Below are 25,437 nucleotides of genomic sequence, written 5' to 3'. Positions count from 1 at the left end.
TCCCTGCCATTTGTACGATATAGTCGAGCGGCATCTGCTTCAAAAGAGGCTTTCCTGCGACTCGTCGTCCGTAGGCGTCGCACGGGACGATTTGCGCCGAGCCGGTGGGGCCCCGGCAATGGTCGCCGCCACTTCACCATCGGCAAAGCTCAGGCGTACCCCGTCGCCAGGACGCAGCGCCACCGCGCTCGAGACCACCTGTCCCTGATCGTCCTGCACCAATGCATAGCCGCGTGCCAGCACATTGCGATAGCTGAGCGTTGCCAGCAACTTGCCCCACTGATCCAGTTGGGTGCGGCGCGATCCCATGCCTGTGCTTGCTGCCGCATCCCCCCGACGCACCAGCGTATCGAGCCGCTGCCCGGCATGGCGGAGATCGGTGCGAATGGGCTGGGCGGTGAGGCGCGGGGTGATACGAGCCATGCCGGATTGCTTGCGTTCAAGCAGTTGCGCCGCGGCACCGGGCAGGCGACGGGCGCCGGGGTCGAAGGTCAGTCGCGCGCGCTCGATGGTCTTGATCAGCCCTGTCTCGGCCCGGCGGCTGAGCGTCGCTACTCTTTCGGCGCGTTCGAGATGGCGCTGGCGCACCAGGCGTGGCTGGATGGCGGAGGCGAGGCTGGAAAAGGCCAGCCGCCGCGACTGCACGAAATGGCGCAGGGCCCCGGACAATTGGCTGGAGGCCAAGTCAAGGCTTTGACGCGGTGTAGCGACCAGATCGCTGGCCCGCGGCAGGCCGGCGCCGGCGGCGCGCAAGCGGTCGCGCAGGCTCGAAAGACTGCGCCGCGCCGCCTGACGCTGACGGCTGCCCTGGTCCTCGACATAGGCGATGAGCTCAGCCCTCACCGGCACCGCTGCCTCGGCTGCGGCTGTCGGCGTGGGCGCACGCATGTCGGAGGCATAATCGATCAGCGTAGTGTCGGTCTCGTGACCCACCGCTGAAATGACGGGAATGCCCGAGGCGGCAACGGCGCGCACCACCGCCTCCTCGTTAAAGCCCCAGAGATCTTCGATGGAGCCACCGCCGCGCGCCACGATCAGCAGGTCGGGGCGCGGAATCGGACCGTCCGGCAGCAGCGCGTTGAACCCCTCGATGGCATTGACCACTTCGGGTGCACAGGTCTCACCCTGCACGCGCACCGGCCACACCAGCACATGGCTGGGAAACCGGTCATCGAGCCGGTGCAGGATATCCCGGATTACTGCGCCTGTGGGCGAGGTGATGACGCCGATGACGCGCGGCAGATAGGGCAGGGGGCGCTTGCGCTCGCGGGCGAAGAGCCCCTCGGCCAGCAGCTTCTTGCGGCGCTCTTCGAGTAGCGCCATCAGCGCCCCGGCGCCGGCCGGCTCGATATTGTCGATGACGATCTGGTATTTCGACGAACGCGGGAAGGTGGTCAGTCGGCCGGTGGCGATGACCTCGAGTCCTTCCTCGGGTTTGAAGCTGAGTTTTGCGTAATTGCCTTTCCACACCACCGCATCGATCGAGGCGGCATCGTCCTTGAGGGTGAAATAGGCATGTCCCGACGAATGCTGGCCACGGAAACCGGAGATTTCACCGCGTACCCGGACATGGCCGAACTCGTCCTCAACGGTCCGCTTGACCGCCTGGGCGATCTCGGAAACGGTAAATTCGGCGGCATTGGTAAGCTGTTCGGCCATGCGTCTCTCGTGCGGCATGGGGCGGTTTAGGTCAAGAGGGACGACGAGGCCCGCTTATAGACGCCGCATAGCGTGTGGCCGCAGCCCCCCTGGCTATTCAGCCGCCTCGGCCTGCGGCGGATGCTCGAGATTGCCCATTGATTGCACGATATGGTTGGCTAGCGCGTCGTAGATGCCGCCATAAGCATGGCTGGCCCGCATCAGGGCAATCTGGGCGTCGGCGAGACGCGGCAGGCCATGCTCGTCGCCAATGACACGCATACCCGGCTGCAGCGCGCTTTCCGGTAGGAACCCCACCGCCAGGTCCGACAGCACTGCCGAGGATATGGCGGTCGCGTTGGACGACGTATAGGCGATGCGGTAGTCCTTGCTGGTGCGCTCGAGCGCGTCCATCGCATCCTTGCGCCAGATGCAATATTGCGGGCCGCAGGCAATCGCCATCGGCTCGTTGGCCAGCGCGCGCCCGCCATGGCTGGCTACCCAGAACATCTTTTCGGTGCGGAAGAGCTCTCCGAAATTCTGATTGGTGCCCTGGGTGAAGACGATGAGATCGTAGCGCCCCGCCTTCATCCCCTCGAGCAACACTTCTGAGGCCATGCAAGACACGTCTACCGCAATGCGTGGATGGGTGCGCTGGAAGCTCGAGAGAATGACCGGCAGAAGCCGTACCGCATAGTCGTCGGGCACGCCGAAGCGAATGGACCCAGCCAGGTCGCCATCGTTGAAATGGTCGAGAATCTCGGCATTGGCCCGCAGCATCTTGCGGGCGCGTTCGTATAGCACTTCGCCGTGATGGGTGAGGGTAACGCTGCGGCCATCGCGCGTGAACAGCGAATGTCCCAGCCGCTCCTCAAGCCGTTTGATCTGCATCGACACGGCGGATTGCGTCTTGTTCACCCGCCGCGCCGCCTCGGTGAAGCTGCCGCAATCGGCAATGGCGCAGAAACTCTGCAACTGGTCGAGATCAAGAGGAGCAGCCATTTTGGTCTCATCACGGATTTTGATCGAGAGGATGAAATCTATTTGTTGGACGAATGGAAGTCCAGAGCGCTATCTGGCGGTGACGGTGCAGTGACGCGCCGCCGCGCCGGCCTCCCTCCGGCGCCCATCCTGTTTGTCCTTGGAGATAATCATGGCTCTCTCGCTCCCCGGCGAGCGGTCAGTTGCGGCTGGCTCGCACTCGACGATTTTTGGCGCCTTCTTTGCCTGGGTCGCCCAGGTCAAGGCCGCTCGTCAGCGCCGCACCGCACTCAAAGGGCTCATGGGTCTTGATGCCAATCGTCTGCAAGACCTTGGCATTGATCGCGGCGACATTGCCGATGCCATGGTGGCGCGCAATGGACGCACCCCGGGCATGGTGCTGAGTGCAGCGCGCGCTCGCAACGCCCGCGCCTGAATTCTCGAATTGCGGCCGTTCGTGGCGGCTGCTGACCCGTTGGTTCGAACACGATGAGTGCTCGTGCCATCTCCCGGACCAGTTTTGCCGCTGGTCCCGTTTCCTGATGACTAGCCGGGCCGTGAAATTCACGTGCCCGGCCTTTTTATTTTGCAGTCAGGATGAAAACGCCACGCCCAATTCGGTGGCGGTTCGCCAGACGATGGCGCAGGAAAAGTGGCGCCCGTCGTCCATGGTCAACTCGAACTTGTCGGGAATGCCCACCACGCTGGTCACCACCAGCTTGGCGCCAGTCTCGGAAAAATTGCGCATTGTGCAATTGATTGTGGAAAAGCCATTGTTAAAGACGATCTTGCCGCCCTTGAGGGTGCGGTGGCGCGTGGCCCTCGATCGTTCTTCCATGGCAAAAACTCCCGATCAGGGGAGGGCGGCGAAGCCCTCGGCAAACCCATCGAGCGACACCGGTATGCCCACGCCTTCCTCGGGCGTCTTGAACACCACGAAAATTGCGGTGGTCCCTTCGGACAAAACCTTGATCAGGTCGTCATCGAGTTCCACCTCGGCGATGCAGCCATTGGGCAGGCAGCGCACGAAGGCGACGCGGCCCATATCATTGCCGTCGACATTGAGGCCCAGGCCATTGGGCAGCAGCACGCCAAGCGGCGCCAGCACGCGCAGCAGCCGCGCCTCGCGATCGGCGGTCCGCAGCACGATGACCGACAGGCCGACATTGGGCTGGTCTTCGGCAAGGACGTTTTGAATGATGGCGCATTGCTCGGAACTGGCGCCCGGGGGCGTGTCGCAGCTCATCTGCCAGTCGCCATGCTCGGCGCGAACCGTGCCCTGACCCAAAGCGGGTACTGCCAACAGGCCTGCCACAACAGCGCAAACCGTACCAAACTGCTTTGCCCAGACAATCACTCTATCAATTCTCCTGCCGAATCGGCGCATGCGCACAGGCGATTCCTGTTTCTGATACGCGTCCCAGCCTGTCAACCAAAGGCCGGATTTCCGGCAGGTTTTGCCGGGAAACTGGGGCGCGGGTGAGGCATGGCGCCCTCATTGTGGCAGCAATTTGCCGCATGCTGGACCCATCAGCCTACAATAGACTCGGCTCTTCCAATGTGATTTAGGTCAAACAAGAGTTTTACGCTCCGAGGTTGAGTCGGGGCGGCGTTAGCTATGCCGCTATAACCCTCATTCTCGGTGCCAGCCGCCAGAACAGTGCATAGGGGGTTTATGGTGACCGGGCAGTTCTTGAAGAAGTTGGGGGCCGTTTCCGCGGTCGCTTTGGCAATGTCGCCGGCGATCGCGTTCGCGCAGCAGTCCAGCGCCGGGCATCCCGAGCCTGGACAGATTCATCTCCAGCCTTCGGTGACCCCGATCATGGATTCCATCGTGGCTTTCCACGATGGTCCCCTGATGTGGACCATCACCATCATCGTGCTCTTCGTGCTGGCCCTTCTGGTCGCCGTCGTGGTGCGTTTCAACGCCAAGGCCAATCCGGTCCCGGCGCGTTTCACCCACAACACGTTGATCGAGGTGATCTGGACTGTCGTGCCTATCGTCATCCTGATCATTATCGCCATTCCCTCGTTCGGGGTGCTGTCCGACCAGATGACCGTGCCCGATGGGGAGCGCAAATATCTCGGCTCCAACATCTTCTCGTTCGGTGAAGTCGAAGTCCCGGCCCCGGGTCTCGTCGTCAAGGTCTCGGGCGAGCAGTGGTACTGGAACTACGAATATGTGGATCAGGGCGTTGCCTTCGATTCCAACATTCTGGGCAGCGTCGCCACCAATTACCATCAGGACATCAAGCCCGGTCAGCCGCGCCTCCTGGCTGTCGACAACGAGCTCGTCGTTCCGGTCGATACCACCGTTCAACTGCAGATTACGTCGAGCCCGTCAGGTGTGATCCACGCCTTTGCCGTGCCGTCCTTCGGCATCAAGGTCGACGCCGTGCCGGGCCGCCTCAACGAAACCTGGTTCAATGCCCGTCAGACCGGCATCTATTACGGCCAGTGCTCGGAGCTGTGTGGCAAGGATCATGCCTACATGCCGATCGCCGTCCGCGTCGTTACGGCTGAAGAATTTGAGGCCTTTATTACCGCATTCGCCGAGAACCGTGACTACGCCGCGGCTGCCGCCGTGCTGCCGGCTCTCTAAGCATAGGGTCAGGGGAGACAATCTATGGCTACTACAGCAAACCTCGAAGCCCATGCGACCGGGCACGATCATGCGGCGCATGATCACCATACGCCCACCGGCTGGCGCCGTTGGGTATTCTCGACCAACCACAAAGACATCGGGATCATGTACCTGGTGTTTTCGATCATCGCTGGTGTGATCGGCGGCATCCTGTCCGGCCTTATGCGCATGGAGCTGCAGGAGCCTGGCATCCAGATCTTCCATGGCCTGGCGTCCCTGGCCTATGGTCTCGAGGGCGACGCTGCCCTCGATGGCGGCAAGCACATGTTCAACGTGTTCGTGTCCGCCCACGCCCTCATCATGGTGTTCTTCACCGTCATGCCGGCGACCATGGGTGGCTTTGCCAACTATTTCGCTCCCTTGATGGTCGGTGCGCCTGATACCGCCTTCCCGCGTATCAACAACATCGCCTTCTGGCTGCTGCCGCCGGCGCTGCTGCTGACGATCCTGTCGATGTTCTTCGAAGGCCCTGCTGGTGCCCTCGGCTTCGGTGGTGGCTGGACGGCTTACCCGCCGCTGTCGACCTCCGGCCATCCTGGTCCGGCGACTGACTTCGTCATCCTGTCGCTGCACGTCGCTGGTGTGTCCTCGATCCTGGGCGCGATCAACCTGATCACGACCATCCTGAACATGCGCGCGCCCGGCATGACCATCCACAAGATGCCGCTGTTCGCCTGGTCGGTGCTGGTCACCGCCTTCCTGCTGCTGCTCGCCCTGCCGGTTCTGGCTGGCGCCATCACCATGATGCTGACCGACCGCAATTTCGGCACCAGCTTCTTCGCCCCTGAGGGCGGCGGTGATCCGGTGCTCTACCAGCACCTGTTCTGGTTCTTCGGTCACCCCGAAGTGTACATCATGATCCTGCCGGGCTTCGGCATCATCAGCCACATCGTGGCGACCTTCAGCCGTAAGCCGGTCTTCGGCTACATGGCCATGGCCTATGCCATGGTTGCCATCGGCTTCGTCGGCTTCGTCGTGTGGGCCCACCACATGTACACCACCGGCCTCAGCCTCGACGTGCAGCGCTACTTCGTGGCCGCCACCATGGTCATCGCGGTGCCCACGGGCGTGAAGATCTTCTCCTGGATCGCCACCATGTGGGGCGGCTCCATCACCTTCCGTACGCCCATGCTCTGGGCCATCGGCTTCATCTTCCTGTTCACCGTCGGTGGTGTGACTGGTGTGGTGCTGGCCAATGCCGGTGCCGACCGTGCCCTGCACGATACCTATTATGTGGTTGCTCACTTCCACTACGTGCTGTCGCTTGGCGCCGTGTTCTCGATCTTTGCGGGCTGGTACTACTGGTTCCCCAAGATGTCGGGCTACATGTACTCCGAACTGCTCGGCAAGCTGCACTTCTGGATCATGTTCATCGGCGTGAACCTGATCTTCTTCCCGCAGCACTTCCTCGGCCTCGCCGGCATGCCGCGTCGTTACATCGACTATCCGGATGCCTTCGCTCTGTGGAACCGCGTGTCCTCCATCGGCTACTACATCACCTTCGTTGCCATGGTCATCTTCTTCTACGCCACCTGGGAAGCCTTCCGTAAGAAGCGCGTCGCCGGTGACAATCCGTGGGGTGACGGTGCGACGACCCTGGAGTGGACCCTGTCCTCGCCCCCGCCGTTCCACCAGTTCTCGACCCTGCCTCAGATCGACTCGTCCAAGGCTCATTAAGCCGCAGGCGAAACGACATCAGCGGATCGCGCCCGAGGCGCGGTCCGCCACACAAGGAAAGTATCAGTGGCTTATATCGACGACAGCAGGAGCACACCCGCCATGGCGGGCGAAGCACGGGTAGAGGACTACCTGGCGCTGCTCAAGCCGCGCGTCATGTCGCTGGTCGTGTTCACTGCCTTTGTCGGCATGCTGATCGCTCCCGGTTCGATCAACCCGATCATCGGTTTCATCGCCATTGCCTGTATCGCCATCGGGGCAGGGGCCTCCGGCGCGCTCAATATGTGGTATGACGCCGATATCGATGCGGTGATGAGCCGGACCATCAACCGGCCCATTCCCGCCGGTCGGATGGCTGCCTCAGAGGCGCTGGTCTTCGGTGTGGTGCTCTCGGTCTTTTCCGTGATGCTGCTGGGCCTCGCGACCAATTGGGTTGCCGGTGGTTTCCTGGCCTTCACCATCTTCTTCTATGTCGTCGTCTATACGATGTGGCTCAAGCGCTCGACGCCGCAGAACATCGTTATCGGCGGTGCTGCCGGCGCCTTCCCGCCCATGGTGGGCTGGGCCGCCGTGACCGGCACGCTGAGCTGGGAAGGCTTTGCGCTCTTCCTCATCATCTTCCTGTGGACCCCACCGCATTTTTGGGCGCTCGCCCTCTACAAGCAGAGCGACTATGGCGCTGCGGGCATCCCAATGATGCCGAACGTGGTCGGTGAAGTTTCGACCCGCCGGCAGATCCTCGCCTACTCGGTTGTCCTGGTCGCGGCCAGCATGTTGCCACTCTTCCTCGGCTTTGCGGGGTGGATTTACGGCGCCGTCGCCATCGCCTTCGGCGCGGGCTTCCTCTGGCTGGCCGTTCGCCTGTGGCGCGCTTCGGAAAGCGTTGCCATGCGCAAGGCTGCCCGCAGCCTCTTCACCTTCTCCCTCAGCTATCTGTTCGTGCTGTTCCTGGCGCTTTTGGCTGATACCTTTGTCACCAAAATGGGGCTGCTTTGATCATGGCAACGCAAGCCGAATTTGAAATGCAGCCGATGACCCCGGAGCAGGAGGCGGCCCTCAAGCGCCAGCGCCGTCGTCGCTCCATTGCCCTCGGAGCCGCGCTGGCACTCTTTGCGCTGACGTTCTACGTGCTGACCATCGTCAAGATGGGTCCGGCTCTGTTCGACAGGGCGCTCTAGATGACCGATGTCTTGCACCATCGTAATCCGGCTCCTGCAGCGCCCAACAATAAGCGCCTGGGCCTGATGCTGGCTGGCATCGCCGCCGGCATGGTGGGCCTGGCCTTCGTGTCAGTGCCCCTCTACCAGATGTTCTGCCAAGTAACCGGTTTCGGTGGCACCACCCAGGTAGCAGCCGATAACCCCAAGGGCGTCATTGCCCGCGAGATGAAGGTCCGGTTCGACGTCAATGTCGAGCGCGCACTGCCGTGGACGGTGAAGGCTGCGGCGCCGGTGACCGACCGCATCGGCACTGTCGACACGGTCAACTACATCGCGACAAATAATTCCGACAAGCCGCTGACCGGCATGGCCGTGTTCAACGTCACGCCTGAAAAGGCCGGTGTCTATTTCAACAAGATCCAGTGTTTCTGCTTCAATGAGCAGACACTGCAGCCGGGCGAAACGGTGGAAATGCCCATCGTCTTCTTTGTCGATCCCGATCTGGACGACAATCCTGAGCTCCACACCATCAAAGAGATTACGCTCTCTTATACCTTCTACGCTTCAGACAGTGAGGGAAGCTGAACATGGCCGCCTTAGAAAAGAACCATGACTACCACATGGTCGAACCGAGCCCCTGGCCGTTCGTCATGTCGGTTGCCGTCTTCGTGCTGGCGATCGGTGGCATCGCTTGGATGCACCATTGGACGCCGTGGCTGTTCTTCATCGGCCTGGCTGGTGTGGTCTACACCTTCTATGCCTGGTGGGCCGATGTGATCAAGGAAGCCAATGGCGGCTTCCATACGCCGGTGGTCCAGCTCCACCATCGCTACGGCATGCTCTTGTTCATTGCCTCCGAAGTCATGTTCTTCGTGGCCTGGTTCTGGGCCTATTTCGATGGCTTCTTCCGCTTCGACGACATCGAGCAGTATGCCCGCGTCGCCTTCACTGGCGGACATTGGCCCCCGACTGGCATCGAACTGTTCGACCCCTGGCACCTGCCGCTGTTCAACACGCTGATCCTGTTGACCTCCGGCACGACAGTCACCTGGGCCCACCATGCGCTGCTTGAAAACGATCGTCAGGGCCTGCGTTGGGGCCTCGTGCTCACCGTGGCGCTCGGCGTGCTGTTCTCATTCGTTCAGTATCTCGAATACACCCATGCCGGCTTCTCGTTCTCGGGCAACCTCTATGGCGCCACCTTCTTCATGGCGACCGGCTTCCACGGCTTCCACGTCATCATCGGCACCATTTTCCTTCTGATCTGCCTGATCCGTGCCGAACGCGGTGATTTCACCCCCAAGCAGCATCTCGGCTTCGAGTTCGCCGCCTGGTACTGGCACTTCGTGGACGTGGTGTGGCTGTTCCTGTTTGCCTCGGTCTATGTCTGGGGCTCCTGGGGCGTGGCCCTGAGCCATTGAGGCCGAATACGACAATCGGAGAGGGGCGCGGCATGGTCTGCGCCCTTTTTCTTTGGAACATACCATGAGCACCCCCAATCCCATTTTGACCGGCATTGCCTGCCGCTGCCCGCGTTGCGGCAAGGGCAGGTTGTTTTCCGGCTATCTTCAACTCGCCCCATCTTGCCCCCAGTGCGGGCTCGACTACGACTTTGCCGATAGTGGCGATGGCCCGGCTGTTTTCGTGATATTTCTGGTCGCGCCGGTGGTGATCATTCTGGCGCTTATTGTCGGCGCCAGCTTCACCATCCCGCCGTGGATGCATCTCGTGCTATGGATTCCCACGACCTTGATCCTGTCGCTGGCCCTCCTGCCGCCATTCAAGGGCGTGCTGGTCAATGTCCAGTACCGCCATGATGCGCATGAGGGCCATCAATGAGCACTGTTCGCCTCGCCAATCTGCGTTGGACCGATTGGGTCTTTGCCGTCCTGATGCTGGCCCTCGCTGCAACCTGCGTTTTCCTTGGTACCTGGCAAATGGAGCGGCTGGAGGAGAAGGAAGCGCTGATCGCCGCCGTCGATGCCCGCCTGAATGCTGCACCCATCCCGGTGCCGGCCACCGATACCTGGCCCGATCTCGATGTTGGTGCGCTGAATTTCCAGCCGGTGTCGCTGAGCGGCCACTTCGCCTATGACCAGACCAGCACTGTCTTCACCAGCCTGGCCGATCCCAAGGGTCGATATGGCGGTCCCGGCTATTGGGTCATGACCCCCTTCGTGCTCGACGCGGGCGGCACCGTCTTCGTCAATCGCGGCTTCGTGCCGGAGCAGAATCAGGAAGAGGTGATCCTGGGCGGTCTTCATGATGCCAGTGAGGGACAGGTGACCGTCTCGGGGTTGTTGCGCCCTGGGGAGCCCACCGGCTTCATGACCCCCGAGACCAACATGTCCGACCGGGTAGCCTGGGTCCGCGACCCGACGCTGCTTGCCACCATGATCGATCCTGCCCTTGTGCCGGTGGCGCCTTTCTATGTCGATCTTCCGGCCGGCGCGCCCGATGCACTGCCGCAGGGCGGCGAAACCGTCATCAGTTTCCCCAATAACCATTTGGGCTATGCATACACCTGGTATGGCTTTGCCATCGTCGCCATTGTTATGCTCGGCTTCTGGTTGTGGCGGCAGGCGCAGCGGCAGCCAAAACGCTGATCGCGGCAAAACCTTGCGGCTCAGCGCGGCTTTGACTAGGTTGCAACAATTCTAAAAGGGCGCTTCTTCCCGATGCAGTTTGTTTCTACGCGTGGCAAGGCGCCCGCGCTTGGCTTCTCCGACGCAGTTCTGGCAGGACTTGCCGCAGATGGCGGCCTCTACGTGCCGGCATCCTGGCCGCAGGTCAGTGCAGACGAAATCGCCGGTTTCGCTGGTAAGCCCTATGCCGATGTCGCCTTCGCGATTATCTCCCGCTTCACCCCGGGCGAGATCGACGACGCGACGCTGAAGACCATCATCGACGAAGCCTATGCCAGCTTCCGCCACGCTTCGGTGACGCCGCTGGTGGAGATTGCCCCTGGCCATTTTGTGCTTGAGCTGTTCCATGGTCCGACCCTGGCGTTCAAGGACGTCGCCATGCAGTTCCTCAGCCGGGTGATGGACCATATCCTGGCCCAGCGCGGTCTGCGCGCCACTATTGTTGGCGCCACCTCCGGCGATACTGGTTCTGCCGCCATCGAAGCCTTCCGTGGCCGCGACACCACCGATATCTTCATCCTCCATCCCAAGGGGCGCACCTCGGAGGTGCAGCGCCGGCAGATGACCACTGTGCTCGACGCCAATGTCCACAACATTGCGCTCGAAGGCACCTTCGATGATTGCCAGGACCTGGTGAAGGCCATGTTCAACAATCATGGCTTCCGCGATCGCGTGCGCCTGTCCGGCGTCAATTCGATCAATTGGGGCCGCATCGTCGCGCAAATCGTCTATTATTTCACCGCTGCCGCATCGCTGGGCGCACCACACCGCAAGGTGAGCTTCACCGTGCCCACCGGCAATTTCGGCGATATCTTCGCCGGCTATTGCGCCAAGCAGATGGGCCTGCCAATCGAGCAATTGGTAATCGCCACCAATGCCAACGATATCCTGCGCCGCACGATCGATACCGGGCGTTACGAAATGGCCGGGGTGGAGCCGACGATCAGCCCGTCCATGGATATTCAGATTTCCTCCAATTTCGAACGCCTGCTGTTCGAATCTGCCGGTCGTGACAGCGACGCGGTCAACCGCATGATGTCGAGCCTCAAGCAATCGCGCGGCTTTGCCTTGCCGGATGCGGCGCTTTCGGCGATCCGCCGCGACTTTGCCGCCGGCACCACCGACGAGGCGGCAACGCGCGCCGTCATCGCTGGGACCTGGAAAAAGAGTGGCTACCTACTCGATCCGCATACCGCCGTTGGTCTTGGCGTTGCCCAGAGCCTGCCGTCCACAGCCGTGCCGATGGTGACGCTGGGCACCGCCCATCCCGCCAAATTCCCAGCCGCGGTGAAGGAAGCCTCGGGTGTCGATGCGGCCCTGCCGAGCTGGTTGGCCGATCTCTATACCCGCGAAGAACGGGTGACCGTGCTGGCCAATGACCAGCGCATGATAGAAGACTTCATCGGGGCGCGTAGCCGCGCGGCCTGAACGACACGGCGAACCCGCGGTCGCGATGGCCGCCGGTTCAGGAGGACCAGTGTGAGCGTACGATCGACAAGTCTCGACAATGGCATGGTGGTTCTCACCGACGACATGCCACATCTGGAAAGCGCGTCGCTGGGCGTTTGGGTCAAGGCCGGTGCGCGGTCCGAGCGCAAGGCCGAACACGGCATTTCGCACCTCCTCGAACATATGGCCTTCAAAGGCACCAAGACCCGCACATCGTTGCAGATCGCCGAGGCCATCGAAAATGTCGGCGGTGATCTCAACGCGGCCACCTCCATCGAGCATACCGGTTATTTCGCGCGCGTCCTCAAGGACGATGTGGTGCTTGCGGCTGATATTCTCGCCGATATCCTGCAGAACTCCACCTTCGACGAAGATGAGCTCGCCCGCGAAAAACAGGTGATCGTCCAGGAAATTGGCGCTGCCCGCGACAATCCCGACGACCATGTCTTCGACCTGTTCCAGGAGGCGGCCTACCCGACCCAGCCCATCGGTCGCACCATTCTGGGCACCGTGGATTCGGTGCGTGCTTTTACGCCCGAGACTGTCCGCAAATATATGCGCCGCAACTATGTGGGCGACCACATGGTGATCGCTGCCGCCGGCAATGTCGACCACGATGGGTTGGTGGAAGTGGCCAAGCAGCGCTTCGCCGACCTCGCGCCCAGCGGCGCACCGGCCCCGCAACGCGCCGAATATCGGGGCGGTCAGGAGCGGCTGGTGTCAGACCATGAACAGGCCCACATCGTTCTCGGCTTCGAAGGTCGCGCCTATAATTCCGATGGCTTCTATGCGGCCCAGGTCCTTGCCTCGGTTCTTGGCGGCGGCATGAGTTCGCGCCTGTTCCAGGAAATCCGCGAGAAGCGGGGCCTTTGCTATTCGGTCTATTCCTTCCACTGGGCCTTTGCCGATAGCGGCGTGTTCGGCGTTGCCGCGGCCACCGGCGAGGACGAAGTCTCCGAGCTCATCCCTGTCGTGCTCGATGAGCTCCGCCGTGCCACCGAGACCATTTCCGATGACGAAGTGGTGCGCGTGCGCAACCAGATCAGGGCGGGCCTGCTGATGTCGCTCGAAAGCCCCTCGGCCCGCGCCGGGCAGCTTGCGCGCCAGCAGATTCTCTGGGGTCGCCCAATCCCCATGGCCGAGACTGTCGAGCGCATCAATCGCATCACCGCCCAGCGCGTGCGCGAGGTCGCCGAGCAGATCTTCACCAAGGGCGCCGTGACCCTGGCCGGTATCGGCCCGATCGATCGACTGGCCGATGTCGAAAGCATCGGCGAGACGCTGCAACGCTGATCCCATGGCCTGGCCCTGGTCCTCGCCCCTGCCTCTGGTTGCTCTGCGTGGTGGTCGGGTCATGCTGCGCCTGCCGGTCATGCGCGACTATGAGCCCTGGTATCGTTTACGCCGCGAGAGCCAGGATTTCCTGAAACCCTTCGAGCCGCGTTGGTCCGAGGCCGATCTGGCGCGACGGGTTTTTGCCATGCGGGTCAAGCGGGCGCGTCAGGAAGCAGAGCAGGGCACCGATTTCACCTTCTTCGTCTTCCTGCCCGATGGTCGTTCCGAAACCCTGGTGGGCGGTATCACCCTCTCCAATATTCGCCGTCGCGCCGCCCAGTTCGTCAATCTTGGCTATTGGATGGGCCAGCCCTATGCCGGCAAGGGGCTGATGAGCGAGGCTGTCTCGGTCACGCTGCCCTTCATCTTCGACACCCTGAGCCTGCACCGCGTCCACGCCGCGTTCCTGCCCACCAACACGCCGTCGCGTCGGGTGCTGGAAAAGAACGGTTTCGTGGAAGAGGGCTATGCCGAGCGCTATCTGCAGATCAACGGCCGCTGGGAAGACCACGTTCTCATGGGGCTGACCCATGAGCGCTGGGAAGCGGAAAGAATGGGTGTGCGCCACTGGGTGGCCTAGCGGCTTAAGCGCCCATCAACCCACTGTGGCAGTTTGGCCACAGGAAACGACGCTTGTCGCAAGCGGCAATCTCTCGTACCAAGTTACCGCCCTCCGGGAGGAGAAAGAAAAACCAAGGCTGTGCGGCCTCTTTTGCGCCGCCGCCACAATGAAGCCTAGCGCAGGATTTAACTGCCCCTGATGCGTCACTTTCTCGCCGCCGCGATCTCCCTGGCCGTCGCCTTCCTCTGCCTCACCTCAGCGTGGGCCTTCGAGGTCATTTCCGTTCCCGAGGACGTCAACGCCGTCAATCTGTCCGCCGTGGTCGAGATCGTGCCGGGCCAGGATGGCCGCGTGCAATTGTCGACCGCGCCGGACTCGACCGGCATCATCCGTCGCATCGAAGTGCTGGCGGCCGAGCAGGGCACGAACCCTGCCTTTGCGCTGATCGCACTGCGCAATGACAGCGACCAGCAGATCGAGCGTCTGCTCGTCGCGCCCTTCTTCCGTCTGCCGGGTTCCGGCGTGTTCCAGCCAGATCTAGGCGAAGGCCGCGTCACTGCCGTAACGCCCAGCGCAGGCATCCGCCCGGTCCGCCTCGCCGATCCGGAAGCCGACGTTTTTGAGGTAACGCTCGATCCGGGCTCCACCGTTACCCTCGTTGCTGAGCTGACGTCAGGCAATCTGCCCGAACTCTACCTCTGGCAACCCAATGCCTATCGGGACTATGTGAATTCCTTCACCCTGTTCCGGGGCGTGGTTCTGGGGGTCGCAGCGCTTGCCGCCGTGTTCCTCACCATTATGTTCGTGGTCAAGGGACGCGGTGTTTTCCCCGCTACGGCAGCCGTAGCCTGGGCGGTGCTGGTCTACCTGCTCATCGATTTCGGCATCATGGGGCGCCTGTTCGGCCTGTCCCCAGGTGGCGTGCAGCCTTTACGCGCGGCGGCGGAGGCGGGCATAGCAACGGCCCTGGCCGGATTTTTGTTCATCTACCTCAACCTCCATCGCTGGCATCTGCGCTTCATTCATTTGGCGCTGGGCCTCGCGGCCTTGTTCCTGGCGCTCTTTGCCTTTGCCTTCTTCCAGCCCGCCATTGCCGCCAGCATCGCCCGGCTGGTGCTGGCGCTGCTGGGCGTTTCGGGTTTCTTCCTGATCCTGCTTCTGGCCCTTCGCGGTTACGACCGCGCGGTGCTCCTGGTGCCCACCTGGATCATCTATATCGCCTGGCTGTTCTACGCCTGGCTGGTCATTTCAGGCCAGGTGAGCAATGACGTGGCCCAGCCTGCCGTGGCCGGCGGCCTCGTGCTCATCGTCATGCTGCTTGGCTTCACCGCCGTGCAGCACGCCTTTGCCGAGGGGCAGGTCTCTATCGGTACGCTCAGTGAGGTTGAGCGCCGCGCCCTGGCGCTGACCGGTTCGGGCGATTTTGTCTTCGACTGGAACATCGAGCGCGACCGCGTCACCGTCAGCGACGAACTCGGCACCAGACTGGGCGAAAAGCGTGGCACGTTGCGTGGCGCCATCAAGCGCTGGCTTGACCGTGTCCATCCCGACGACCGCGACCGTTTCCGCACCGCCTTCGATACACTGGTGGAACTGCGCCGCGGCAAGGTTTCCGCCGATATGCGCATCGCCAGCCACGACGGCAGCTACCGCACCTTCCGCATGCGGGTAAAGCCGGTGCTGGGTGGCGATGGTCAGGTCAACCGCATCGTCGGCACCCTGCAGGACGTTACCGAAGACCGCGCCGCGCGCGAACGCCTGCTGCATGACGCGGTGCATGACAGCCTCACCGGCCTGCCCAACCGCCAGCTCTTCCTCGACCGGCTGGAGCGGGCCCTGGTCCGCGCTCGCATCCCCGGCGGCACCAAGCCGGCTGTGTTCCTCATAGACATCGACCGCTTCATGGAGCTCGAGGAACGCATTGGCCATTCCGCAGCCGATTCCGTGCTCCTTGCCATTTCCCGCCGCATCGCGCGCATCATGCGGCCGCTCGATACGGTGGCGCGGGTGTCTGGCGACCAGTTTGCCGTTATCCTCTCTTCCGAACAGGCTGCCAGCAAGATCGCCGAAACCGCCGAGCAGATCCGCAAGGCGCTGAAATCCCCGTTCAATTTCGGCGACCGCGACCTGGTGCTGACCGCCTCGATTGGCGTCACCATCTATGACAGCAATCCCTCGACCGCCGAGGATGTGCTGCGTGATGCCGAGCTGGCCATGTACTACGCCAAGCGGCTGGGCGGCGACCGTATCGAAGCCTATCGTGCTTCCGCCCGCTCTATCGCGGCCTACAACAAAGCCAGCGAGGAAGATCTCGAGCGCGGTATGAAGCAGGGCGAGCTGCATGTGCAGTTCCAGCCGATCATGGATCTGCAGACCGGTCAGATGGCCGGTGCCGAGGCCCTGATGCGTTGGACCCATCCCACCCGCGGTCTGGTCATGCCCGACGAATTCGTGCCGCTGGCGGAGCGCTCGGGCCAGATTGAAAAGCTGGGACGCCTGGCCTTCGAGCAGGCGGCGGCGCAGGCCCGCGAATGGATGACCACACCGGGCCTGCCGGAAGGGTTCTTCATCTCGGTCAACCTCTCTCCTACCCAGTTGGCGACGGAGACGCTGCTGACCGACATGCGCAACCTATTGTCCCGCGACAAGGAACTGGCCGCCCACCTCAAGCTCGAGATTACCGAGAGCCAGGCCATGACCAATCCCGAACATTCCGCCCATATGCTTGAGGCACTGCGCAATCTCGGCGTTGGGGTGGCGCTCGACGATTTCGGCACTGGCCATTCCTCGTTGAGCTATCTCCACCGCTTCCCGATCGACACCATCAAGATTGCTGCGCCTTTCGTGCGGTTGAGCACCGAAAACGGCATTGCCCAGACCCAGGCGCCGATCATTCGTGCCGTCGTGGCCCTGGCCACCGATCTCGATCTGTTGGTGATTGCCGAGGGTGTTGAAACGCAGGACGAAGTGGATCGCCTGCGCGACCTCAACTGCCGCTATGCACAGGGCTTCGTCTTTGGATCGGCCATGACCGGCGTGGAGCTTGGCAAGAAGCTGGCGGTGCAGCTGGGGCGGTAAACCCGCTCACAAGCTAGAGTGGCCGCGCTAACCGTGCCCGACTTCCGTGCTGAGGCTGGCGCGGGTGATATGCAGGCTGGCCAGCGCATGGTCGTAGCGGTCTTCCACCGGCACGTCGAACAGCAGTTCACGGCTGAACGGCGCAGTCAGCCAGCCATTGGCGCTGATCTCGTCTTCCAACTGCCCGGGACTCCAGCCGCAACAGCCCAGCGCCAGGAGAGAGGCGCGCGGTGCCGGCCCGAATGCCATGGCCTTGAGCACATCCAGCGTCGCCGTCAGCCCGACCTCTTCAGACACCTGATAGGTATTGCCGCTCTGGTAGTCGGCGCTGTGTAGTACGAAGCCGCGCCCCTTTTCCACCGGTCCACCGCGCATGACCGCACGCTGCCGGATCGCGTCTGGAAGCCGGATCACCGCATCGGGATCGCCCAGATCCAGTTCGTCCAGAATATCGGCGAAGCGCAGATTGGCCATTTCGTGGTTGACCACCAGTCCCATGGCGCCTTCGGTGCCGTGGCCGACGATCAGGATGACGCTTTCGGCAAAGCGCTCATCCTCCATATCAGGCATGGCGATCAGAAAATGTCCTTCGAGCGAGTTCATGATCCCAAGTGTAAAGGGCCCGGCCCGCCCTGCCAAGCGAACCAGGGCCGCAGCCGGACAATTGAGCATCACGAAGGCCTGATCGCCGATCAGCTATTCCTTCACCTTCTGCTGCGCTAATGCCAGCACCATGCGCACCCTTCTTGCTCTGCTCACAGTGCCGTTTCTTGCCCTGTCGCCCGCTTTGGCGGGCGAAACCGCCTGGCAGGAACTGGCGCCGGGCGTGACCCTCCGGCTGATCAGCACCGGGATCGTCAAGGCCGACGGCACCACCCTGATGGCGCTCGAAATCGACATGCCTGCCGATACCAAGACCTATTGGCGCGTGCCCGGCGATACCGGCCTGCCAACGCAAATCGACTTTACAGGCTCCATCGGCGTTTCCGGGCACGAAATGCATTGGCCCTATCCGGTGCGCGACCAGAAGGCGGATTATCTTGATTATGTCTATTTCGGTCATGTGGTGCTGCCCTTCGCCGTGACGGTGGATGACCCCGCCGGTCGCGTCGAGGCGGCCGTGACCCTTGGTGTCTGTGCCGAAATCTGCATTCCGGCCCAGGCTCGTCTCAGCCTTGACCTCCGCGATGCGGCGCCCGACCGGGCCAATGGCCTGCGCATCCGCCAAGCCCTGGCCAGCGTCCCTGCCAGGTGGGCCGAAGCCGATGAGCCGATCGGCGCTGTGGAAGTGCTTGATGGCGGCAAGGCCATCGGGGTGTGGATAAATGACGATGGCTTTGATCCCGCGAGCTTGATTGCCTCCACCCAGGAGGGTTTTCCGGTGTTCGGTGCGCCGCAAAAAAGCCCTCAAACCAACCTAGTCACGCTTCCCATCCATGGAAAAACGGACAATAGTGCCCTGCAAGGGAAGATTGTTCAGCTTACATTCATGACCGGCATGGGAGCTTTTGAGGTCAGCCGGACCATTGGTAAGCCTGTGGACGACGTAACTGCACCGCGCCCATAGACCGCCGGGTCTTGCTTGCGGCGGCAAAGCCGCATATCGCGGTGCAGAGTTTTGGAGTAGGCGGCGCTGACCGCCAGAGGCATGGGGCATTTCCACCAATGATCGAACGTGGCAATCCGATCCCGTCTATCGGGATCAAGCTTGTGACGGCGACCGGGACCAGCGACACCACCAGCGACGCGGTTTTGGGCGAAGGCACAGTTGTTCTGTTCTCCGTGCCTGGGGCCTTCACCCCGACCTGCCATGTCAATCATCTGCCCGGTTTCCTGGCCAATGCCGACAAGCTGCATGCGGCCGGTGTCGACAAGATCGTCTGCGCCAGCGTCAACGACGCCTTCGTCATGAAGGCGTGGGCCGAGGCCAGCGATGCGCTTGGTGCGGTCGAGTTCATCGCTGACGGCAATGGCGATCTCGCCAAGGCCATGGGTCTCGACAAGCAATTTGGCGGGCTTGGCCTGCGCTTCGTGCGCTCTGCCATGATTATTCGCGACGGCGTCCTCTCCGATGTGTTCGTCGAAGATGCGCCTGGCGTCAACGCCAGCGGCGCCCCCGCCATTCTGATGGCCCTCCAGGCCGCTGCAGCCTAATTTGTCAGGAGCGACAGACATGACCACGACCCTGACCACCACCTTGCGTTTTGCCTCACTCGGCGCCATGGCCGTTCTTCTCGCCGGCTGCTCCATGGGCGGCCTCATGGGCGGTGGCTCGCGCGACACCGCGCAGCTGCAGAATGCCACGGCCACCCCGGCTGCCGTTGCCCAGGCGCAGACCAGCGCCCTGCCGGTGATCGCCACCGAATGCCCGCCGATCAAGGTGCGTCTGGGCGGCGAAGCCATGTTCTATTATGGCGGCGGCCGCACCGGCGATGCCAAGTCCCTGCAATATCAGGGCGTCATCGACGAGACCTCGCGCAACTGCGTCGTCTCCAACGGCCAGATCACGGTCAATATGGGTGTCACCGGCCGCGTGCTGCTCGGCCCTGCCGGCAAGCAGACCTCGGTCAATGCGCCGATCCGCTTTGCGGTCGAGCGCGACGGCCAGGCCATCTTCTCGGAAAAGTACACCATTCCTGTTGCCATCACGCCGCCAGCCCAGTCGGCTGAATTCGTGAAGGTCGTCAACAGCGTCAATATTCCCTATCTCGGTGGCGAAAACATCACCATCTGGGTCGGGTTCGACACGCGCGGCTGATTTCAGCGCGGCAGACAAGAAAAAGGCCCGGATCGCTCCGGGCCTTTTGTTTACTCGGCTGCCTTCGGCAGCTCAACGGGCTTTTCCCATTTCAACACCGGCTGACGGGCCGCGCGGGTCTCGTCGAGGCGACGGCGCGGGGCCTTGAGCGGGGCTGCAGTAAAGCGCTCGGTATTGCCGGCCTTGGCGTCGTTGGCCAGTTCCGCCATCACGTCGCAGAAGCGATCCAGCGTCTGCTTGCTCTCGCTTTCTGTCGGCTCGACCAGCATGGCGCCATGCACCACCAGGGGGAAATACATGGTCATGGGGTGAAAACCCTCATCGATCATCGCCTTGGCGAAGTCGAGCGTGGTGACGCCCGTGCCCTTGAGGAAGCTGTCGTCGAACAGTGCCTCGTGCATGGTCGGATAGTCAGGGAAGGGCACCGAGAACACATCCTGCAGCCGCGCCTTGATATAGTTGGCGTTGAGCACCGCATCTTCCGCCGCCTGCGCCAGCCCGTCGGCACCATGGCTCAGCATATAGGTCAGCGCGCGCACATACATGCCCATCTGACCATGGAAGGCGGTGACGCGACCCAGGGCCTGATCTTCGACATGCTCGACCAGCTCCAACCCATTGGCACCCTTGCGGACGAACGGCACCGGCGCGAAGGGCGCCAGAGCCTCGGACAGCACGACAGGGCCGGCGCCCGGCCCGCCACCGCCATGCGGCGTCGAGAAGGTCTTGTGCAGGTTGATATGCATGGCATCGATGCCGAGGTCGCCCGGACGGACAACGCCCATGATGGCGTTGAAATTGGCGCCATCACAGTAAAAGAACGCCCCGGCCTCATGCACTGCCCTGGCAATCTCGATGACCTGCGGCTCGAACAGCCCGCAGGTGTTCGGATTGGTCAGCATGATCGCGGCGACCTCCGGCGACAGCGCCGCCTTGACTGCTTCGACATCGACCGTGCCATCGGCCTTGGCCGGGACGGGCTTGACCGTGTAGCCGAGGAAGGCTGCGGTGGCCGGGTTGGTGCCGTGGGCGCTTTCGGGCACGAGCACGACGGTGCGGTGCGCCTCGCCCTTTGCCTCCTGTGCCGCCTTGATGGCCATCATTCCCAGAAGCTCGCCATGGGCGCCTGCCTTGGGCGAGAGCGCCACGGCAGCCGTATTGGTGAGCGTCATCAGCCAATGGCTGAGTTCGTTCATCAGCTCCAGTGCGCCCTGCACGGTAGAGACCGGCTGCAGCGGATGAATGTCGGAGAAGCCGGGCAGGCGGGCCATTTTCTCGTTGAGGCGCGGATTGTGCTTCATCGTGCATGAGCCCAACGGATACATGCCGCTATCGATCGAGTGGTTGAGTCGCGACAAGCGCACATAATGGCGCATGGCTTCAGGCTCGGTCAGGCCTGCCAGATCGAGCTTTCTCTTGCGGCCAAACCCGCCGAGGCGGTTACTGGTCAATTCGACTTCTGGCAGGTCGACGCCGGAATGTTCGGTGTCACCGATTTCGAACAGCAGCGGTTCGTCGGGGAGCAGCGCCGAGCCTGAGGCGGAGGTGCCCAGGGTGCCGATGCCGGTGGGGCGGCCTTGCGTGTTCATGCTCATGCCAGTTCCTCCGTCAGGGCGGCAACCAGTGCGGCAATGTCGGCCTCAGTGGTGAGTTCAGTGGCAGCAAGGATGATCAGGTTTTCGACACTTTGCTCATCCGGCAGCAAGCGGCTGACCGGCACACCGGCAAGAATGCCACGGTTGGCGAGGCGCTCGACCAGACCGGCAGCGGGCTGCGACACCCTGATTGTCATTTCGTTGAAAAATGTGTCGTTGAGCACACGCACACCGGGGACACCGGCCAGCGCATCGGCCAGCTTTATCGCATTGGCATGGTTGAGCCGCGCCAGACGGGTAAACCCCGCCTCGCCGAGTAGCGCCATGTGAATTGAAAAGGCCAGCGCACAAAGGCCGGAATTGGTGCAGATGTTCGACGTCGCCTTTTCGCGACGGATATGCTGCTCGCGGGTGGAGAGCGTCAGCACGAAGCCGCGATTGCCGTCGGCATCGACAGTCTCGCCACACAGCCGCCCGGGCATCTGGCGGATGAATTCCTTCTTGGTCGCCATCAGCCCGAGATAGGGACCGCCGAAATTGAGCGCATTGCCGATGGACTGGCCCTCGGCCACCACGATATCTGCGCCGAGCGCACCCGGTGCTTCCAGCAGACCCAGCGACACAACTTCAGTGATGACGACGATCAGCAAGCCGCCCTGTGCATGCATGGCATCGGCGGCTGCCCTGAGGTCGCGCAAATGGCCGTAGAAATCTGGCGTCTGGATGACGATCGCAGCGGTGTTGCCGTCGATCTGGCTGAGGATATCACCCTGGCCCTCGGGGGACGGCGACAGGCAGACCAGATCCGCGTCGTCCTTGAGATAGGCTTTCACCACGTCACGGTAGTGTGGATGCAGGCCACCAGAAAGGATGATCCGGTTTTTGCGCGTGAGGCGGCGCGCCATCAACACGGCTTCGGCAGTGCCGGTGGAGCCGTCATAGAGCGAGGCATTGGCCACATCCATTCCGGTGATCTTGGCCACCTGCGTCTGGAACTCGAACAGCATCTGCAGGGTGCCCTGCGAGATTTCCGGCTGGTAGGGCGTATAGGCCGTGAGCCATTCCGACCGCTGGATCAGATGATCCACCGTCGCTGGGACGTGGTGGCGATAGGCCCCGGCCCCGACAAAGAACGGACCATCGCCGGCGGCGTGGTTTTTGCCGGCAAGGGCGCGCATATGCGCCTCGACCAGAAATTCCGGGCTATGCCCCGGCAGGTCGAGTGTGAAGGATTTGAGGGCACTGGCCGGCACGGCGCTGAACAGCGCCTCGACACTGGGCGCACCGATCACACCGAGCATCTCGGCGCGCTCATGGGCGGAATGGGGAAGATAGCGCATGATGTCCAGGTCTTAGAGTGTCAGCTCGGCATAGCCGTCGGCGTCGAGCAGGGTGTCGATTTCGCCGGCGTCAGCAATGGTGATCTTGAACATCCAGCCGCCGGCCTCGGCGGCGGAATTGACCAGACCCGGTTCACCATTGAGGGCTTCGTTCACCTCGGTGACAGTGCCTGACACCGGCGCGTAGATTTCCGAAGCAGCCTTGACCGACTCGACCACGGCCGCTTCGTCGCCCTTCTTGAGCACCTTGCCCAGGGCGGGCAGCTCGACGAAGACGATGTCCCCCAGCTGCTCCTGGGCATAGTGGGTGATGCCGACGATCCCGGTCGAACCCTCAACGCGGATATATTCGTGGTCTGGCGTGAATTTGGTGGTCATAGGGGGGCCTCAGGCTGATTTGCGGAAGTAACGGTGGGGAACAAAGGGAAGCGCGACGACTTCGGCCTTCTGAGCACGGCCGCGAACGGAGACCTGTAGGGCCGTGCCGATATCGCTCAGGGCAGGGGGCACGAAACCCAAGGCTATGGCCCGCCCGATAGAGGGCGCAAAGCCGCCGCTGGTGACGATGCCGACGGCATTGCCATCGGCGTCGAGAATTTCGGCCCCTTCGCGGGCCGGCGCGCCTTCGACCAGAAGGCCGATGCGCTTGCGGGACAACTCCCCTTGCCGCTCGGCCAGTATGCGAGAGGCGCCTGGAAAATCGGCAGCCTCGCGACGACGCTTGGAGACGGCGAAGCCAAGGTCGGCTTCGATCGGCGAGACGGTTTCGTCGAGGTCATGGCCATAGAGCGGCAGTCCGGCTTCGAGCCGCAGGCTGTCCCGGGCACCGAGGCCGATCGGCTTGACGCGCGGATCGGCGAGCAGCGCGTCCCAGAGGGCTGCGGCATTGTCGCCAGGCACCAGAATTTCAAAGCCGTCCTCGCCGGTATAGCCGGAGCGAGAAATCGTTGCTTTCACCCCGTTCCATTCATAGCGGCCATACTGCATGAAACCGAGTTGCGCGGCGTCAGGCACCAGCGCCGACATGACATTGACCGCCTCCGGCCCTTGCAGGGCCAGCAAGCCGCCGTCGTCCGCGCGGTGCAAGATAGCCTTGTCACCCGCCGCTTTGGCTATGATGGCAAAATCGTTTTCCTTGGTGCCGGCATTGACCACGATCAACAGCGAGCCCGGCGTGGTCGGCGAGCGGCCCACCATCAGGTCGTCCACAGCGCCGCCGGTATCGTTGAGCAGCAGCGTGTAGCGCATCTGGCCGGGCTTGAGTCCGGCGATATCGCCAGAGATCAGCGGTTCGATGACAGCGGCGATGGCTGCGTGGTCCGCCTCGGCGTCGCCGGAGGGATTGGTGAGGGTGAGAAAGCTCGGTCCCATATGGCTGACATCGAACAGGCCGGCCTGCTCGCGCGTCCATTTGTGCTCGGCCATGATACCGGTGGGATACTGCACCGGCAGGGCATAGCCGCCAAACGGCACGATGCGGCCGCCGGCGGCGACGTGACGATCGTAGAGTGGGGTTTGCTTGAGGTCTTCTGTGGAGGCTTCGGCCATGAACTCTCTCTGGCTGGACGGCGACACGACAAGGCTCCGCCTTACGGCGGGAATGCGTGCCCCCTCTGTCCTTGCCCTGAGAGATTTCCCGGCTGAGCACCGGTTGCTCCTTCGGAGAGGCCGTTAAGCCTGCTTTCCAGAGTTTCTGACCTGACTGCGGTCCTTTGGCCTGAGAGTTTCCGGGGCGGTTGCTCCTTCGGCGCCGGCACAAGGCCAGTCTCTCCCGCAGTCATCGGCACCATGGTGGAGATTTTTGCTTGCGTCAATCTGCGTCAAGAATTGTTCTGCTATCCAACCCGCAGTGCCCGGGGAACTCGCCTGCAGAGTCCCAGACTTCCAGCCAAAGTGCCCCCACCCCGCCTCCCCCTGAAGACGGGGGAGGAGCCCATCCAGCTTGTCCTCGCAATTGGGAGCCACTGCTGTTCTTATCCTCCTCGTGAGAGGGGGAGGTCGGGTAGGGGCCTCGTCAATTCGCATCAAACAAAAAAGGCGGGCATCGCTGCCCGCCTTTAAAATTCATGTGGACCGTTCGATCCTTAGTTCAGCCGGCCTGCGACATCGGCGATGGCGGCGTCGATGACCTTGCCACCATTCTTGTTCATCTCGTCGGACAGCACTGCACGGGCTGCCTCGATGGCGATGTCGGCAGAGCGCGACCGCACTTCGGCGAGCGCCTGAGCCTCGGCCTGGGCGATCTTGTCTTCCACGGCCTTGGTGCGACGGGTCACCAAATCTTCCAGCGAAGCCTTGGCTTCGACGGTGAGGCGCTCGGCCTCCTGCTTGGCGGCAGTCACGATGCCCTCGGCTTCGCGTTCGGCGGCAGCGCGCTTCTGTTCGTATTCGACGAGCAGGGCGGCAGCCTCAGTACGCAGGCGCTTGGCCTCCGCGATGTCGGTCTCGATCTGCTTGATCTTGCCGTCCAGCATCTTGGCGATGATCTTCGGCACGCCGAAATAGATCATCAGGCCCAGGAAGAGGACGAGGCCGACCGTTGCAAAGAAGCTGTTATCCAACCATTCAGCCATGG

General features: G+C 62.5%; 26 protein-coding genes and 1 riboswitch. Of the genes, 16 read left to right on the top strand and 10 right to left on the bottom strand.

Annotated elements, in window-relative coordinates:
• Positions 1-39 precede the first annotated feature (39 nt).
• Together xseA and DEVEQU_RS06055 are read right to left on the bottom strand one after the other, a co-directional pair.
• Entirely contained in the window at positions 40-1,659 is a 1,620-nt protein-coding gene (gene xseA / locus DEVEQU_RS06060; RefSeq protein WP_126149684.1) for an exodeoxyribonuclease VII large subunit, read from the bottom strand.
• Positions 1,660-1,752: 93 nt separating this feature from the next.
• Entirely contained in the window at positions 1,753-2,640 is an 888-nt protein-coding gene (locus DEVEQU_RS06055; RefSeq protein WP_126149683.1) for a LysR family transcriptional regulator, read from the bottom strand.
• A 151-nt stretch (positions 2,641-2,791) separates the two neighbouring features.
• Here DEVEQU_RS06055 and DEVEQU_RS06050 point away from each other — a divergent pair, with 151 nt between their 5' ends.
• Positions 2,792-3,055 (top strand): DUF1127 domain-containing protein, encoded by a 264-nt coding sequence (locus tag DEVEQU_RS06050; protein WP_126149682.1) that lies wholly within the window; start codon positions 2,792-2,794, stop codon positions 3,053-3,055.
• 156 nt (positions 3,056-3,211) lie between these two features.
• Here the strand turns inward: DEVEQU_RS06050 and DEVEQU_RS06045 are convergent, their stop codons facing one another.
• Both DEVEQU_RS06045 and DEVEQU_RS06040 read right to left on the bottom strand, forming a co-directional pair.
• Positions 3,212-3,457: a PilZ domain-containing protein gene (locus DEVEQU_RS06045; protein WP_126149681.1), complete on the bottom strand. Its 246-nt coding sequence runs from the start codon at positions 3,455-3,457 to the stop codon at positions 3,212-3,214.
• Positions 3,458-3,472: 15 nt separating this feature from the next.
• Positions 3,473-3,976: an invasion associated locus B family protein gene (locus DEVEQU_RS06040; RefSeq protein ID WP_386849527.1), complete on the bottom strand. Its 504-nt coding sequence runs from the start codon at positions 3,974-3,976 to the stop codon at positions 3,473-3,475.
• Between the two features lie 375 nt (positions 3,977-4,351).
• On the opposite strand from DEVEQU_RS06040, the gene coxB reads away from it, so the two are divergent.
• From coxB to DEVEQU_RS05980, 12 genes are all read left to right on the top strand, one after another.
• On the top strand, positions 4,352-5,221 hold the full coding sequence (coxB, locus tag DEVEQU_RS06035; RefSeq protein WP_223214114.1) for a cytochrome c oxidase subunit II: 870 nt from the start codon (positions 4,352-4,354) through the stop codon (positions 5,219-5,221).
• A 24-nt stretch (positions 5,222-5,245) separates the two neighbouring features.
• A complete protein-coding gene (gene ctaD, locus DEVEQU_RS06030; protein WP_126149679.1) occupies positions 5,246-6,940 on the top strand; it encodes a cytochrome c oxidase subunit I in 1,695 nt (564 codons plus the stop codon).
• Positions 6,941-7,042: 102 nt separating this feature from the next.
• Positions 7,043-7,936 carry a heme o synthase gene (locus DEVEQU_RS06025; protein ID WP_126149717.1) on the top strand — a complete coding sequence of 298 codons (894 nt, stop codon included), beginning with the start codon at positions 7,043-7,045 and terminating at the stop codon, positions 7,934-7,936.
• Positions 7,937-7,938: 2 nt separating this feature from the next.
• On the top strand, positions 7,939-8,118 hold the full coding sequence (locus tag DEVEQU_RS06020; RefSeq protein ID WP_126149678.1) for a hypothetical protein: 180 nt from the start codon (positions 7,939-7,941) through the stop codon (positions 8,116-8,118).
• Positions 8,119-8,685, top strand: a complete 567-nt coding sequence (locus tag DEVEQU_RS06015) for a cytochrome c oxidase assembly protein (protein ID WP_126149677.1) — start codon at positions 8,119-8,121, stop codon at positions 8,683-8,685.
• Positions 8,686-8,687: 2 nt separating this feature from the next.
• Positions 8,688-9,521 carry a cytochrome c oxidase subunit 3 gene (locus tag DEVEQU_RS06010; protein ID WP_126149676.1) on the top strand — a complete coding sequence of 278 codons (834 nt, stop codon included), beginning with the start codon at positions 8,688-8,690 and terminating at the stop codon, positions 9,519-9,521.
• Positions 9,522-9,585: 64 nt separating this feature from the next.
• On the top strand, positions 9,586-9,939 hold the full coding sequence (locus DEVEQU_RS06005; protein ID WP_126149675.1) for a DUF983 domain-containing protein: 354 nt from the start codon (positions 9,586-9,588) through the stop codon (positions 9,937-9,939).
• Positions 9,936-10,706 carry an SURF1 family protein gene (locus tag DEVEQU_RS06000; RefSeq protein WP_126149674.1) on the top strand — a complete coding sequence of 257 codons (771 nt, stop codon included), beginning with the start codon at positions 9,936-9,938 and terminating at the stop codon, positions 10,704-10,706. The genes DEVEQU_RS06005 and DEVEQU_RS06000 overlap by 4 nt, the downstream gene beginning before the upstream one ends.
• A 72-nt stretch (positions 10,707-10,778) precedes the next feature.
• Positions 10,779-12,173 carry a threonine synthase gene (thrC, locus tag DEVEQU_RS05995; protein WP_126149673.1) on the top strand — a complete coding sequence of 465 codons (1,395 nt, stop codon included), beginning with the start codon at positions 10,779-10,781 and terminating at the stop codon, positions 12,171-12,173.
• A 51-nt stretch (positions 12,174-12,224) separates the two neighbouring features.
• A complete protein-coding gene (locus tag DEVEQU_RS05990; protein WP_126149672.1) occupies positions 12,225-13,487 on the top strand; it encodes a M16 family metallopeptidase in 1,263 nt (420 codons plus the stop codon).
• Between the two features lie 4 nt (positions 13,488-13,491).
• The gene (locus DEVEQU_RS05985) at positions 13,492-14,109 is read left to right on the top strand and encodes a GNAT family N-acetyltransferase (RefSeq protein ID WP_126149716.1); all 618 of its coding nucleotides are present in this window, start codon (positions 13,492-13,494) and stop codon (positions 14,107-14,109) included.
• Between the two features lie 180 nt (positions 14,110-14,289).
• A complete protein-coding gene (locus tag DEVEQU_RS05980; protein ID WP_126149671.1) occupies positions 14,290-17,169 on the top strand; it encodes an EAL domain-containing protein in 2,880 nt (959 codons plus the stop codon).
• A gap of 27 nt (positions 17,170-17,196) precedes the next feature.
• Here DEVEQU_RS05980 and DEVEQU_RS05975 read toward each other — a convergent pair whose 3' ends face one another.
• Positions 17,197-17,772, bottom strand: a complete 576-nt coding sequence (locus DEVEQU_RS05975; RefSeq protein WP_126149670.1) for a YqgE/AlgH family protein — start codon at positions 17,770-17,772, stop codon at positions 17,197-17,199.
• A 130-nt stretch (positions 17,773-17,902) separates the two neighbouring features.
• Here DEVEQU_RS05975 and DEVEQU_RS05970 point away from each other — a divergent pair, with 130 nt between their 5' ends.
• The 3 genes from DEVEQU_RS05970 to DEVEQU_RS05960 all read left to right on the top strand — a co-directional run bounded on the left by DEVEQU_RS05970 (position 17,903) and on the right by DEVEQU_RS05960 (position 19,927).
• Complete coding sequence (locus tag DEVEQU_RS05970) at positions 17,903-18,736, top strand: protein-disulfide reductase DsbD domain-containing protein (protein ID WP_126149669.1); 834 nt, start codon at positions 17,903-17,905, stop codon at positions 18,734-18,736.
• Positions 18,737-18,834: 98 nt separating this feature from the next.
• The gene (locus DEVEQU_RS05965) at positions 18,835-19,323 is read left to right on the top strand and encodes a peroxiredoxin family protein (protein WP_126149668.1); all 489 of its coding nucleotides are present in this window, start codon (positions 18,835-18,837) and stop codon (positions 19,321-19,323) included.
• A gap of 19 nt (positions 19,324-19,342) precedes the next feature.
• Complete coding sequence (locus tag DEVEQU_RS05960; protein WP_126149667.1) at positions 19,343-19,927, top strand: hypothetical protein; 585 nt, start codon at positions 19,343-19,345, stop codon at positions 19,925-19,927.
• Between the two features lie 50 nt (positions 19,928-19,977).
• Here DEVEQU_RS05960 and gcvPB read toward each other — a convergent pair whose 3' ends face one another.
• From gcvPB to DEVEQU_RS05935, 5 genes are all read right to left on the bottom strand, one after another.
• Entirely contained in the window at positions 19,978-21,522 is a 1,545-nt protein-coding gene (gene gcvPB, locus DEVEQU_RS05955; RefSeq protein ID WP_126149666.1) for an aminomethyl-transferring glycine dehydrogenase subunit GcvPB, read from the bottom strand.
• On the bottom strand, positions 21,519-22,862 hold the full coding sequence (gcvPA, locus tag DEVEQU_RS05950) for an aminomethyl-transferring glycine dehydrogenase subunit GcvPA (RefSeq protein ID WP_126149665.1): 1,344 nt from the start codon (positions 22,860-22,862) through the stop codon (positions 21,519-21,521). Before gcvPA ends, gcvPB begins: the two co-directional genes overlap by 4 nt.
• A 12-nt stretch (positions 22,863-22,874) precedes the next feature.
• On the bottom strand, positions 22,875-23,240 hold the full coding sequence (gene gcvH, locus DEVEQU_RS05945) for a glycine cleavage system protein GcvH (protein ID WP_126149664.1): 366 nt from the start codon (positions 23,238-23,240) through the stop codon (positions 22,875-22,877).
• 9 nt (positions 23,241-23,249) lie between these two features.
• Entirely contained in the window at positions 23,250-24,410 is a 1,161-nt protein-coding gene (gene gcvT, locus DEVEQU_RS05940) for a glycine cleavage system aminomethyltransferase GcvT (protein ID WP_126149663.1), read from the bottom strand.
• 147 nt (positions 24,411-24,557) lie between these two features.
• Positions 24,558-24,646, bottom strand: a riboswitch (glycine riboswitch).
• Positions 24,647-24,946: 300 nt separating this feature from the next.
• Positions 24,947-25,435 (bottom strand): F0F1 ATP synthase subunit B family protein, encoded by a 489-nt coding sequence (locus DEVEQU_RS05935; RefSeq protein ID WP_126149662.1) that lies wholly within the window; start codon positions 25,433-25,435, stop codon positions 24,947-24,949.
• Positions 25,436-25,437: the final 2 nt, after the last annotated feature.

This window comes from Devosia equisanguinis (assembly GCF_900631955.1).
Lineage (GTDB): Bacteria > Pseudomonadota > Alphaproteobacteria > Rhizobiales > Devosiaceae > Devosia > Devosia equisanguinis.
The sequence above is the reverse complement of the archived record's forward strand: the minus strand, read 5'-3'. Positions and strand labels throughout refer to the sequence as shown.